The organism is Mycobacterium sp. E2462 (assembly GCF_001672685.1).
In the GTDB taxonomy this organism is placed as follows: Bacteria; Actinomycetota; Actinomycetes; order Mycobacteriales; family Mycobacteriaceae; genus Mycobacterium.
This window is the reverse complement of sequence record NZ_LZKC01000130.1, coordinates 1-12,247: the sequence shown is the minus strand read 5'-3', so window position 1 is coordinate 12,247 and position 12,247 is coordinate 1. Positions and strand designations below refer to the sequence as shown.

At 72.7% G+C, this 12,247-nt stretch carries 9 protein-coding genes and 2 pseudogenes; 4 read left to right on the top strand and 7 right to left on the bottom strand.

The window, feature by feature from the left end:
* Positions 1–379, bottom strand: a pseudogene (locus A5714_RS06210) (DNA polymerase Y family protein); the annotation flags it as partial.
* A 4-nt stretch (positions 380–383) separates the two neighbouring features.
* On the opposite strand from A5714_RS06210, the pseudogene A5714_RS06205 reads away from it, so the two are divergent.
* Positions 384–1,511: pseudogene (locus A5714_RS06205) on the top strand (DNA polymerase Y family protein); the annotation flags it as partial.
* Here the strand turns inward: A5714_RS06205 and A5714_RS06200 are convergent.
* Together A5714_RS06200 and A5714_RS06195 are read right to left on the bottom strand one after the other, a co-directional pair.
* Positions 1,502–2,683, bottom strand: coding sequence for an alpha-hydroxy-acid oxidizing protein (locus A5714_RS06200; RefSeq protein ID WP_068071631.1), 1,182 nt, complete (start codon positions 2,681–2,683; stop codon positions 1,502–1,504). The pseudogene A5714_RS06205 and the gene A5714_RS06200 overlap by 10 nt on opposite strands.
* Before the next feature lie 33 nt (positions 2,684–2,716).
* The gene (locus A5714_RS06195) at positions 2,717–3,757 is read right to left on the bottom strand and encodes a nucleoside hydrolase (protein ID WP_068283817.1); all 1,041 of its coding nucleotides are present in this window, start codon (positions 3,755–3,757) and stop codon (positions 2,717–2,719) included.
* 37 nt (positions 3,758–3,794) lie between these two features.
* Between A5714_RS06195 and cmaA1 the strand changes: the two genes are divergently transcribed.
* Positions 3,795–4,682 (top strand): cyclopropane mycolic acid synthase CmaA1, encoded by an 888-nt coding sequence (cmaA1, locus tag A5714_RS06190; RefSeq protein ID WP_068283824.1) that lies wholly within the window; start codon positions 3,795–3,797, stop codon positions 4,680–4,682.
* Here cmaA1 and A5714_RS06185 read toward each other — a convergent pair whose 3' ends face one another.
* On the bottom strand, positions 4,683–6,710 hold the full coding sequence (locus A5714_RS06185) for an SDR family oxidoreductase (protein ID WP_068283821.1): 2,028 nt from the start codon (positions 6,708–6,710) through the stop codon (positions 4,683–4,685).
* 60 nt (positions 6,711–6,770) lie between these two features.
* The gene (locus tag A5714_RS06180; RefSeq protein WP_068283813.1) at positions 6,771–7,499 is read right to left on the bottom strand and encodes a histidine phosphatase family protein; all 729 of its coding nucleotides are present in this window, start codon (positions 7,497–7,499) and stop codon (positions 6,771–6,773) included.
* Between the two features lie 82 nt (positions 7,500–7,581).
* On the opposite strand from A5714_RS06180, the gene A5714_RS06175 reads away from it, so the two are divergent.
* Entirely contained in the window at positions 7,582–8,454 is an 873-nt protein-coding gene (locus tag A5714_RS06175) for a MaoC family dehydratase (protein WP_068283810.1), read from the top strand.
* A gap of 8 nt (positions 8,455–8,462) precedes the next feature.
* Here A5714_RS06175 and otsB read toward each other — a convergent pair whose 3' ends face one another.
* Both otsB and A5714_RS06165 read right to left on the bottom strand, forming a co-directional pair.
* The gene (gene otsB, locus A5714_RS06170) at positions 8,463–9,656 is read right to left on the bottom strand and encodes a trehalose-phosphatase (protein ID WP_156747191.1); all 1,194 of its coding nucleotides are present in this window, start codon (positions 9,654–9,656) and stop codon (positions 8,463–8,465) included.
* A gap of 29 nt (positions 9,657–9,685) precedes the next feature.
* Complete coding sequence (locus A5714_RS06165) at positions 9,686–11,077, bottom strand: wax ester/triacylglycerol synthase domain-containing protein (protein WP_068283799.1); 1,392 nt, start codon at positions 11,075–11,077, stop codon at positions 9,686–9,688.
* A 170-nt stretch (positions 11,078–11,247) separates the two neighbouring features.
* Here A5714_RS06165 and A5714_RS06160 point away from each other — a divergent pair.
* The coding region (locus A5714_RS06160; protein WP_156747190.1) for a PHP domain-containing protein at positions 11,248–12,247 on the top strand (1,000 nt) is incomplete at its 3' end.

Sequence of the window (12,247 nt, the reverse complement as noted above, 5' to 3'; positions counted from 1 at the left end):
CGGGTTGGCGGATCGACAGCACCGCCAGGAACCGCGCGTCACCCCCCGGCTCCACGACCCGGCCGGCCCGCGCGGCGAAGACGGCGGTGGACAGCCGGTCGGCGATGCCGACCTGACACTCGGCGCCGGCGCCCGAGCTGACGGCCACCGCGTCGGTCAGCCGTTCGGCGGCGTCGGCCTCGGATCCGAAATAGCGGGCCGCCCCGCGCACCGGCAACACCATCAGCCCGGGCCGCAGCACCTCGGCGCGCGGCACCAGGTCGTCGACGGCGGCGACGACCGATTCGAAGAAGCGGGCGTCACGGTCCGCGTCGGCGGTCACGACGTGCAACTGCGGGCACCGCGCCGCCGCCTCCCGGCGCCGCAACCCCCGCCGCACCCCGGCCGCGCGGGCCGGCCGGGTCGTGGAGCCGGGGGGTGACGCGCGGTTCCTGGCGGTGCTGTCGATCCGCCAACTGGCCACCGAGCCGAGCCTGTGCGGCCCGGGTCGCGAGGAACTCACGGACCTGTTGTGGCGCATGGGGATTCGCACTATCGGGCAGTTCGCGGCCCTGTCGCGCGGCGACGTGGCGTCCAGGTTCGGCGCCGACGGGGTGGCCGCGCATCGGTTGGCCCGCGGCGAACCCGAGCGCGGCCCCTCCGGGCGGGAGCCGCCGGAGGAGCTCGAGGCCGTGCTGGACTGCGACCCGCCGATCGACCGGGTGGACGCCGCGGCCTTCGCCGGGCGCTCGCTGGCCGCCACGCTGCATCAGGCGCTGATGGCGGCCGGTGTCGGGTGCACCCGGCTGGCCATTCACGCCGTCACCGCGAACGGCGAAGAGCTGCACCGGGTGTGGCGGTGCGCCGAGCCGCTCACCGAGGACGCCACCGCCGACCGGGTGCGTTGGCAGCTGGACGGATGGCTGAGCAACCGCAAGGTCCAGGACCGCCCGTCGGCCCCGGTGACGCTGCTGCGGTTGCAGGCGGTGGAGGTGGTGTCGGCGGGGGCGCTGCAGTTGCCGCTGTGGGGCGGCCTGGGGGAGGAGGACCGGCTGCGGGCCCGCCGGGCGCTGGTGCGGGTGCAGGGCCTGCTGGGCCCGGAGGCCGTGCAGGTGCCGGTGCTGTCCGGCGGCCGCGGGCCGGCCGAGCGCATCACGTTGACGCCGCTGGGCGACGAGCCGGTGCCGCGGGCCGACCCGGCGTTGCCGTGGCCCGGCCAGCTGCCCGATCCGTCGCCGGCCGTGCTGCTCGACGACCCCGTGGAATTGCTGGACGGCCAGGGGGATCCGGTACGGGTGACCAACCGGGGGCTGTTCTCCGCCGACCCGGTGCGGATGGTCGGCGGCGTCCCGGGCCGCGGCGAGCGGCTGCGGTGGTGGGCCGGGCCGTGGCCGGTCGACGAGCGGTGGTGGGACCCGGGCTCCGGCGCGGCGGGGCGTACCGCCCGCGCCCAGGTCTTGCTCGAGGACGAGCGCGCGTTCCTGCTGTGCTACCGCCAGCGGCGCTGGTATCTCGAGGGCGGTTACGAATGACGAAGTCCCTCAACGTAATCGACCCGACGCAACGCCTCGGGCGTCAGATCCTTCAACGAGGCGTACCCGTCGACGGCCATGATCAGGTCCGCCTCGGCCAGCAGCGAGCGCAACACGTGCACCACGCCGTCGACGCCGCCCAGGGCCAGGCCGTAGGCGTAGGGCCGGCCGATCCCCACTGCGGTGGCCCCCATCGCAAGGGCCTTGATGACGTCGGCGCCGCTGCGCACCCCCGAGTCGAACAACACCGGCAATCCGTCGGCCGCCTCGACCACCCCGGGCAGGCAGTCCAGCGTGGGCAGGCCGCCGTTGGCCTGCCGGCCGCCGTGGTTCGAACAGTAAATGCCGTCGGCGCCAAGGTCTTTCGCGCGGCGCGCGTCGTCGGGGTGGCAGATGCCCTTGACCATCAGCGGCAGGCTGGTCTGCCCGCGCAGCCACTCCAGGTCCGACCACCGGAACGGCCCGCCGAAGATCGGCAGCTTGCGCACCGCCGCCTCGGTGGCGTCCTCGCCCGGTTGCAGGCCGGCGCGAAAGACCGGATCGCTGGTGTAGTTGGCCAGGCAGCCGCTGGGGACCTGCGGGTAGTTCCCGCCGCTCAGGTCGCGGGGCCGCCAGCCGGTGACCCAGGTGTCCAGGGTGACGGCGATGCCCTTGAACCCGGCCGCCTCGGCCCGGTGCACCAGGCTGGCGGCCATCTCGCGGTCCGGCGGCGTGTACAGCTGGAAAAAGGCCGGCGTATCGCCCAATTCGGCGGCCAGCTCCTCCATCGGGTCGGCCGTCAGCGTCCCCACGAAGAACGGCACGCCGGTGCGCGTGGAGGCCCGCACGCACGCCAGGTCGCCGTGGCCGTCCTGGGCGCACACCCCGATGACGCCGATAGGCGCCAAGAAGATCGGCGAGGGCAGCCGCACGCCGAACAGCTCGATCGACAGGTCCCGCTCGTCGGGGGCGATGCCCATCCGCGGGTACAGGCCCCAGCGTTTGAAGGCCGCACAGTTGGCGCGCTGGGTGTGCTCGTCACCGGCGCCGCCGGCCACATAACCCAGCACCTTGGGTGTCATGGCCGCCGCCGCCTTGGCCTCCAATTCCTCGAAGCGGATGGGGTAGGGCGGCTGGTTACCGTGCAGCGATTGGTCGTACAGCTCGGTCTGATAATCGGCGAAGGTCGGCATGGCCCGCAGGTACCCGGCGGCCGGTCGGCCAAACTACCCGTCGGCCAGCCCGCGGGCGAAGGGCCCGACCCGCTCGATGAACCGGTCGAAGAAGGCGGCCGCATCGACGTCGACGCCGATCAGCGCGTTGGGTTCGCGCCGCCCCGACCAGTCGGTCACCGTCATGGCGCGGGTCAGGGTGCCGGTCAGCTCGATGCCCACGGTGGCCGGCCGCGTCACCACCAGCTCCGGATCCAGCGCGACGGCCGCGGCCAGCGGGTCGTGCAGGTGTGCCTGGTAGCCGTGGCCGATCTCGTGATAGGCCTCCAGGTAGAACCGCATCGCGTCCTCGATCACCCGGATCAGCGGATTGGAGGCCGTCGACCGGGTGCCGGGCGCGTCCCGCTCCGACAGCGGGGCACCCGCGGTGGACCCCGCGGCGGTCGCCAGCCGCGCCAGGTGGTCCGGGGTCATGGCCACCTTGCGGGTCAGGTCCAGCCCGCACAGAATCGGAAGCTCTTGCGGCCCAGCCCCTTCGGCCGGTGCGGTCCAGGCCGCCAAGACCTCGGCCGCCGCCTCGGGGTCGACGCTGATGTTCCACTCCGCCACCGCGGTCGTGTTGCCGCGGTGGTCATAGGAGCCGCCCATGATCACCAACCGGCGCACCAGCCGGGGCAGCGCGGGCTCGGCACGCAACGCCAGCGCCAGGTTGGTCAACGGGCCGGTCGCCACCCCGATGAGCTCACCCGGGTGTGCGCGCGCGGCGCGCACCCAGGCCGCCGCCGAGTCGTAGTCGGTGAGCGGGCGCGCGCCCGGCGGCAGATCGGCGTAGCCCAATCCCCTGGGGCCGTGGACTTTCGAGGGCAACCGCAGCGGCCCGGTCAGGGTTTCGCCGGACCCCTTGGACACCGGGATCTCGGTGGCCCGGCACAGCTCCAGAAGGCCCAGGTTATTCTCGCAGACCTGGTCGACCCCCACGTTGCCGCCGGTCGAGGCGATGCCGACGACCTCGGCTTCGGGGCTGGCCAGCAGGTACATCAACGCCAGGGCGTCGTCCACGCCGGTGTCCACGTCGACGAACACGGGAGAGGTCATTGCGTCAAAGATACCGAGGGCGCTCTAGGCTGGCATGATGCCAACGACGTCAGAGCCCCCCGAGGGAACGGATCTCGCGCCGCACTTCGACGACGTGCAGGCCCACTACGACTTGTCGGACGACTTCTTTCGGCTCTTCCTCGACCCCACCCAGACTTACAGCTGCGCCTACTTCGAGCGCGAGGACATGACGCTGGAAGAGGCGCAGATCGCCAAGATCGACCTGGCGTTGGGAAAGCTCGGGCTGCGCCCGGGTATGACGTTGCTCGACGTCGGCTGCGGCTGGGGCGCCACCATGATGCGCGCGGTCGAGAAGTACGACGTGAACGTCGTCGGCCTCACCCTGAGCCGCAACCAGGCGAATCACGTCGAGGGGCTGATCGCGCAGTCGCAAAGCCCGCGCGACATCCGGATCCTGCTTCAGGGCTGGGAGCAGTTCGACGAGCCCGTCGACCGCATCGTCAGCATCGGCGCCTTCGAGCACTTCGGGCACGAACGCTACGACGCGTTCTTCGACCTGGCCTATCGCCTGCTGCCCGACGACGGCGTCATGCTGTTGCACACCATCACCGGCCTGCACCCCCTGGAGATGGCCGAACGCGGCATGCCGCTGTCGTTCACCTTCGCCCGGTTCATCAAATTCATTGTCACCGAGATCTTTCCGGGCGGGCGGCTGCCATCGATACCGATGGTCAAAGAACACGCCACCGCGCACGGGTTCACCGTGAGCCGCGTCCAGTCGCTGCAGCCCCACTACGCCAAGACGCTCGACATCTGGGCCGCCGCACTGCAGGCCCACCGCGACGAGGCCATCGCGGTGCAGTCCGAGGAAGTCTACGAGCGCTACATGAAATACCTGACCGGTTGTGCCGACGCGTTCCGGATCGGCTACATCGACGTCGATCAGTTCACGCTGGAGAAGTAACTACCAGTGCACCCCGGGCACCAGCCGGGCCAGCCGCTTCACCGGCCGGGGCGCGCGGATGCCGCGCGTCACCGCCCGCACGGGCCGCCGCGGCCTGCGGCGCGGCTCGGGGCGTGGCGCCGCCGGGGCCTCGGGTTCGTCCGCCGGGTGCGGGGCGAGCCCGCGCGCGGCGGCGGAATCGGGATAACCGAGGTACAGCTGGTGCAGTACCCGCCGAGACGTTTTGGGCGCGAAGTAATTTCCCGCCTCGGCGAGGGTGCCGAGCGGGGTGTCGATGCGGGCCGGCTTCTCCACCAGCCCGCGCACCACCATGGCCGCGGCCCGTTCGGGGCTGATCGCGGGCACGGGGTTGAGCCGGTGTGACGGCGCGATCATCGGGGTCGCGACCAGGGGCATGTGGATGTTGGTGAACGTGATGTGGTCCGACAGCGTCTCGGAGGCCACCACGTCGGAGAACGCGTCCAGCGCCGCCTTGGTGGGCAGGTACGAGCTGTACTTGGGGTTGCGGGCCTGCACGCCGGCGCTGGACACGTTGACGACGTGGCCGAACCGGCGTTCGCGCCAGTGCGGCAACAGGGCCAGCACCATGCGGACCGCGCCGAAGTAGTTGACCGCCATCACGCGCTCGTAGTCGTGTAGCCGGTCGGTCGAGTTGACCACCGAGCGGCGGATCGACCGGCCCGCGTTGTTGACCAGGTAGTCGACGTGCTCGAAGCGGCCCAGGATGTCCTTGATGGTGTGCTCGACCGACGCCGAGTCGGTGACGTCGCAGGTGAAGGCGTGCGCGTCGCCACCCTTGGCGCGGATCTCGGCGACCAGCTGGTCCAGCGCCGCGCCGTTGCGCGCCAAGGCGAACACGGTGCCGCCGCGCTCGGCGATGGCGATCGCCGACGCCCGGCCGATGCCGCTCGAGGCGCCGGTGACGATGACGTGCCGGCCGCGCAGCGCCCCCGCCGGGTCGTCACGCCGGGCACGGTCGGGGTCGAGGTGCTCGGCCCAGTAGCGCCACAGCTTGGGCGCGTAACCGGCGAACTCGGGCACCGCAATACCGGTGCCGCGCAGTGCGTCTCGCGTGTGGTCGTTGACGAACGTGGGCGCCAGGTCCACGACGTCGAAGATCTCGGCGGGAATGCCCAGCTGGGTGGCGGCCATGTTGCGCAGCACCCGGGCGCGCCCCCGGACATTGAGGACCGGCGCGGCCACCGCGCGGGGCAGCGAACCGCGCAGCGGCGGCAACCCGGCCGCCCGGGCGACGCCCCGGTAAATGCCGCGCAGCCCGATCGTCTTTTCGGCCGTTAGGTGGAAGGCCTGCCCGTCGCGGCCCGGCGCGTGCAGCAGCGCGACCAGCGCGTCTACCACGTAATCGACGGGCACGATGTTGGTGCGCCCGGTGTCCGGCAACAGGATCGGCGTCAGCGACGGCAGCGCCGCCAGCTTGGCCAGCACGCCGAAGAAGTAGTACGGCCCGTCGACCTTGTCCATCTCGCCGGTCACCGAGTCGCCGACGACCACGGCCGGGCGATACACGCGGTAGCGCAACCCGGGTGCCGAGCGCACCAGCAGTTCGGCCTCGAACTTGGTCTGGTGATACGGGGTCGGCAGCTCCTGGCCTACGTCGAAGTCGTCCTCGGTGTACTCGCCGGGGAAGTCACCGGCCACGGCGATCGACGACACGTGGTGCAGGGTGGCGTCCAGGCGCCGCGTCAAGGCGATCACCGCGCGGGTGCCCTCGACGTTGGCGGCGCGCTGCTCGGCCTCCCCGGCGGTGATGTCGTAGATCGCCGCGCAGTGCACCACGTGGTCGACATCGCCGAGCTCGGCCAGGGCCTCGTCGCTCAGCTGCAACTCGGGCAGCTCCCCGATGAGCGGGCGGGCGCGCTCACCCCAGGCCGCGGCCAGCCGTTCGAAGCGGCCGAGCGACCGCCGCCGCACCAGCACCCACACCTCGGCGTCGGGCCGCGTGGCCAGCAACCGGGACACGACGCGGCGACCGATAAACCCGGTACCGCCGGTAACGACATACCGCATGCAGACATCGTGGCGGCTGCCGACCGCGCGCGTCAACCGCGAAATCGCCGAACCCGCGGATCAGTTGTGGAAGTCGCGGATGCCGTCCCAGTCCACCAGCGTCCAGCCGGTCATCGGGTTGCCGCTGAGCACGACGCGGCCCGTGTTCGGCAGCGGGTGGCTGGTCATCAGGCTGTCCCTGACGTTCTTGGCGTTGAGCAGCGTCCACACCTCGATGGCGTACAGATGCGAGAACACCACCGGGTTGTTGTGGCCGCTGTAGTAGATCTTGTTGACCGCCGCGGTGAACCGGTCGTTGAATTCCTTGCCGGTGCTCGACCCGGGGATGCTGTCGCCGACGTCACCCTTGAGCCAATTCGCCGGCGCCACCATGTACGTCGACGCGGCCATCGATTCCGGCTTGCCGTTGAACCAGCCCGCGTTGATCTCCTGCAGGCCCTGCACCACCTCGACCTGCTTGCCGAGCTCGGCGGCCAGCGGGGCGGCGGTCTGCTGCGCCCGGGTCATCGGGGACGCGTAGACGCTGTCGAAGTCCTTGCGGCCGAATTGATGTGCGACCTGCTCGGCCTGGCCCTTGCCCTGCGCGGTGAGGCCGGGGCCCGGGATGTCGGTGTCGATGATGCCGCTGGCGTTGGCCTCGGACTGGCCGTGCCGGATGAACGTCAGCGTGATGCTGCGCGCCTGCGGCGCTCCCGAGCCGCAACCGGCGACGAGCACCGTCGCGGCGAGCGCCACGAGCGCGACCAGCGGCGTCGTGCAAGCTCCTGCGATCCTTCTGCGCGTGGGCATGCCGAATAGCCTGCCCTGCCGACGCCGTCGGTGGGAAGGGTTTGCAATGGTTGGGGGAGAAAATCCTCGAAAGGAGCCTGCAATGGCGATTGACCCGAGTGCCGTCGGCGCGGTGACCGAACCCGTCGTGTTCGAATGGACCGACCGGGACACGTTGCTCTACGCGCTCGGCGTCGGGGCCGGCCTGGACGACCTGGCGTTCACCACCGAGAACAGCCACGACATTCCCCAACAGGTGCTCCCGACGTACGCGGTGATCTGCTGCCCCGCCTTCGGGGCGGCCGGCCTGGTGGGTTCGTTCAACTGGGCGATGCTGTTGCACGGCTCGCAGAGCATCCGGCTGCACGCGCCGCTGCCGCCGGCGGGGAAGCTGTCGGTGGTCACCGAGGTCGCCGACATCCAGGACAAGGGCGAGGGCAAGAACGCGATCTTGGTGCTGCGCGGCCGCGGCACCGACCCGGGCTCCGAGCAGCTCATCGCCGAGACGCTGACCACGCTGGTCATCCGGGGGGAGGGCGGCTTCGGGGGGTCGCCGGGCCAGCGGCCGATCGCCCCGGAGTTCCCGGACCGCGAGCCCGACGCGCGGATCCCGCTGCCCACCCGCGAGGACCAGGCGCTGATCTACCGGCTCTCCGGTGACCGCAACCCGCTGCACAGCGACCCCTGGTTCGCCCGGGAGCTGGCCGGCTTCCCCAAGCCGATCCTGCACGGCCTGTGCAGCTACGGCGTCGCCGGCCGAGCGTTGGTCGCCGAGCTGGGTGGGGGCACCGCCGCGAACGTCACCTCGATCGCGTCGCGATTCACCTCGCCGGTGTTCCCCGGGGAGACGCTGACGACGCTGATCTGGCGCACCGAGCCGGGCAAGGCCGTGTTCCGGACCGAGGCGTCCGGAGCCGACGGCGGCGACGCGCGGGTGGTGCTCGACGACGGCGCGGTGGAGTACGTCTACGGCTGAGCCGGGGCTCAGCCGTCGCGGGCCTCGAGTTCGGCCGCCAGCCGGTCGGTGAACTCCGCGGCCCGCGCCGGGCTGTCCAGGGCGTAGCGCGCGGCGGTGGGCCGGTCGCCATCGTCGTTGTGCCGCACCACGATCGGCACGCCGTCCGCGCGCACCGCGTCGAACGCGTCCTCGTCGGTGATGTCGTCACCGAGGTAGACCGGCGTCAGCGCGCCGCTGTGTCGATGGCCGCGACCCGCCTCAGTCCGCTCCGCGGCGCTCGCGATCCCCGCGGAGCCGGCCGTACGCAGGTGCTCGATCACCCAGCGCAGCGTCTTGCCCTTGTCCCAGTCCAGGTCCGGGCGCAGCTCGATGACCTCGCGGCCGGTGGTGACCCGCAGCTCGTCGCGGCGGCCCGCCGCCCGCACCGCGGCCGCCACCTCACCAACCCGGTCGCGTGCGGCGTTGCGGTAGTGCACCGCGACCCCGAAGCGCTTGTGCTCCACCGCGATTCCCGGAATCTCGGCGAGCCGGTCCCGTAATGCCGCCGCCGCCTGCGCCAGCACGTCGATCGCCGCCGCCGCGGCCTCGTTCTGGTGATGCGACCCGTCGGGCGCCGTCAGCTCGAAACCGTGGCTGCCCGCGTACCAGATCCCCGGCACGCCAACGCGTTTGGTCACGTCGGCGAGGTCGCGGCCGGACAGCACCGCGACCGGGCAGCGTGCGGCCAGCCGGGCCAGCGCCCGGGTGGCGCCCGGCACCGGGACCGCGGCGTCCGGATCGTCGACGATGTCGGACAGCGTGCCGTCGAAGTCGAAGAAGACCGCCGGCCGCCGGGTCGCGAGGCCGTCGAGGGCGTCCAGCGCGTCGGGCAGCTCGGACATGCGCCGGTCGCCGGTGCGCACCGTGACGTCGCCGGGCCCGGCCACCACCGCGTCAGCGCCGGCGTCGCGCAGCGCGTCAGCGCGCCCGCCCCGGTCGACGCCGATCACCCACGCGAACCCGTCGGCGCGCGCGGCCGCGACGGTCGCGGGGTCGGCGGCGAGCACGACGGCGCGGCCCGGCCGCACGCCCAGCCGCTCGGCCGCCGCGCGCGGCGCCTGGCCCGCGGGGACGACCGCGGTCGCCAGTCCGGGCAGCGGCAGGGCGTCGCCGACGGCCGCTTCGAACAGCACGGCGTCGTGGCGGCGCGGGTCGATGACGAGCGGCTCGGAGGTGCCCACGACCAACCTTCTCACGGCCGCGGCGGGGGTCAGTGCCGGGCTTGCCCCGGCGGAAAGGGGTGCGGCCGTGGGGCGCCGGGCGCCGGGCGCTTGGGCCGCCGGCGCCGACGCTCCCCGAATAGCAGCACCGAGTCCGCGCTGAGCGCGACCAGCCGCGCCATGCCGAGTTCGATGCCGGCGGCCAGCTGCGCGACGTCGAAGGCGGCGCCGCTGCGCTGCCCGCCCTCGGCGGTGACGCCGAAGACCAGCTCGTCGCCGTAGCTGAGCACCGCGACGCCGGTGCTCAGCGCCACGGCCGTCGGGGGGATCGGCAGCAGCCGCTCCAGCGTCTGGCCCAGCACGCGCAGCCGGCGCCGCGGCCCGGCCGCGCTGGTGGCCAGCGTGACGATGCCGCGCTGTGGCAGCAAGGACAGCAGCTGCAGGACGCCGCCGCGCACCACGGGGGGCAGTGCGTTGATCGCCGACTCGACGGGGCCCGCGGCGGCGGGCTCGCCGGCCTGCCGGCGGGTGTGCACCGTGCGCAGCCGCTGCACCGGGTCGTCGTGCTCGACGGGCAGGTAGGACAGCAACGCCGAGCGGAGCGGCATCGGCGCCAAGGTGCGCAGCGAGTCGGCCCGCGGCTCCTCGCCGCGCCCGAGCAGCGCCGTCCGGAACCCGTCGGTGACGGCGGCCAGGGCGACGTCGTTGGCGGTGACGCCGAACTTGCGGCACACGCTGTCGACGTCGGCGATGGGCACCCGCACGGTGCCGTAGCGCCGCGGGGCGGCGGCGCCCGGAGCGACCGAGGCCGCCCGCGCGCCGGTGCGCATTCCCCGCGCGAAGCCGCCGAGAAAGCCCCCGAGGACGCCGTCGGTGACGGTGTTGGCCGCCGAGGTGGCGCGCCACAGCGCTCCGACCCAGCCGGACCGCTCGGGCGACGACGGCGAAGGTCGCTGCGGCGCAGCATCAGTGGCGAAGACGTCACCGTCGGTGTCGTCGCAGAGGCGGGTCAGCAACTGGGCCGCGGAGTTGCCGCCGAGCAGGCCATGATGGGTTTTCATCAGGATCGCCCACCGGTTGCCCCGCAGGCCCTCGATGATCCAGCACTCCCAGGGCGGACGGTCGGGGTCGAGCGGCCGCTCGCAGGCACGGGCGATGGCGCCGGACAACTCGGCCTCGTCGCCGGGCCTGGGAATGGCCGCCCGGTGCACGTGCCGGGCGAGGTCGAAGTCGGGGTCGGCGAGCCACTCCTGGCCCGCCGCGCTGCACCGCAGCACCTGGGTGCAGCGCGGTGTTTGGCGAACCCGTTCGGCCAGAAGCCTTGTGAGCCGGCCGAATTCGGGCATAGCGCCGTTGACGATGGCGACCGCGCCGACTGTCAGGCTGGCGTGCTGCTCGGGGTCGTGCGCTCGCAGGAATGCCGTATCCACCGTTTGCGCCATGCTGCATTCCCCGCCGTCACCGTCTTCGCCCGCAGTACCAGTTTCTGGTACGAACCCGCGCGACCGTAAGCCTCGCCGCGTTAAAAGCGTGTTTAGGAGTTGAAGATCGGTTTAACAACCATTGTCGGCAGCGGTGGTTAAATCGAACATAGGTTCGATAGGCTGTGGGCGTGGATTGGTTCAACGGCGACTTCACCTGGTCCGAGATGGAGCGGGTGCTCGACGGCAAGCCACGCCATGCCGGCGCGCCGGCGGATCGGCCCTTGACCCCCGAGGCGGAGGCGCCCCTGTCGCGGGGACGCGGCAGGTACCGGCCGCCGCCGGCCCGCCCGTCGGCCGCGCCGGCCCTGCCGTACGCCGAGCTGCACGCGCATTCGGCGTTCAGCTTCCTCGACGGGGCCAGCACGCCGGAGGAACTGGTCGAGGAGGCCGCCCGGCTGGGCCTGCGGGCCCTGGCGCTCACCGACCACGACGGGCTCTACGGCGCCGTGCGATTCGCCGAGGCGGCCGCGGAGCTGGCCCTGGACACCGTGTTCGGCGCCGAGTTGTCGTTGGGGGCGGGCGCCCGCACCGAGGTGCCCGATCCGCCCGGCCCGCACCTGCTGGTGCTGGCGCGGGGCCCGGAGGGGTATCGCCGGCTGTCGCGGCAGCTGGCCGCCGCGCACCTGGCCGGCGGCGAAAAGGGCAAGCCGCGCTACGACCTCGACGCGCTGACCGAGGCCGCCGGCGGCCACTGGCACATCCTGACGGGTTGCCGGAAAGGGCAGGTGCGCCAGGCGTTGTGCGACGGCGGCCCGGACGCGGCGGGGCGGGCGCTGGCCGACCTGGTGGACCGGTTCGGCGCCGATCGGGTCAGCGTCGAGTTGACCCGGCACGGCCACCCGCGCGACGACGAGCGCAACGCCGTGCTGGCCGGGCTGGCGCCGCGGTTCGGGGTCGGCGTCGTCGCCACCACCGGCGCGCACTTCGCGCACCCCTCGCGCGGTCGGTTGGCGATGGCGATGGGCGCCATCCGCGCCCGGGAGTCCCTGGATTCGGCGGCCGGGTGGCTGGCCCCGCTGGGCGGCGCGCACCTGCGCTCCGGCGCCGAGATGGCGCGGATGTTCGCCCGGCACCCGGCCGCGGTGACCGCGGCGGCCGAGCTGGGCGAGCAGTGCGCGTTCGGCCTGT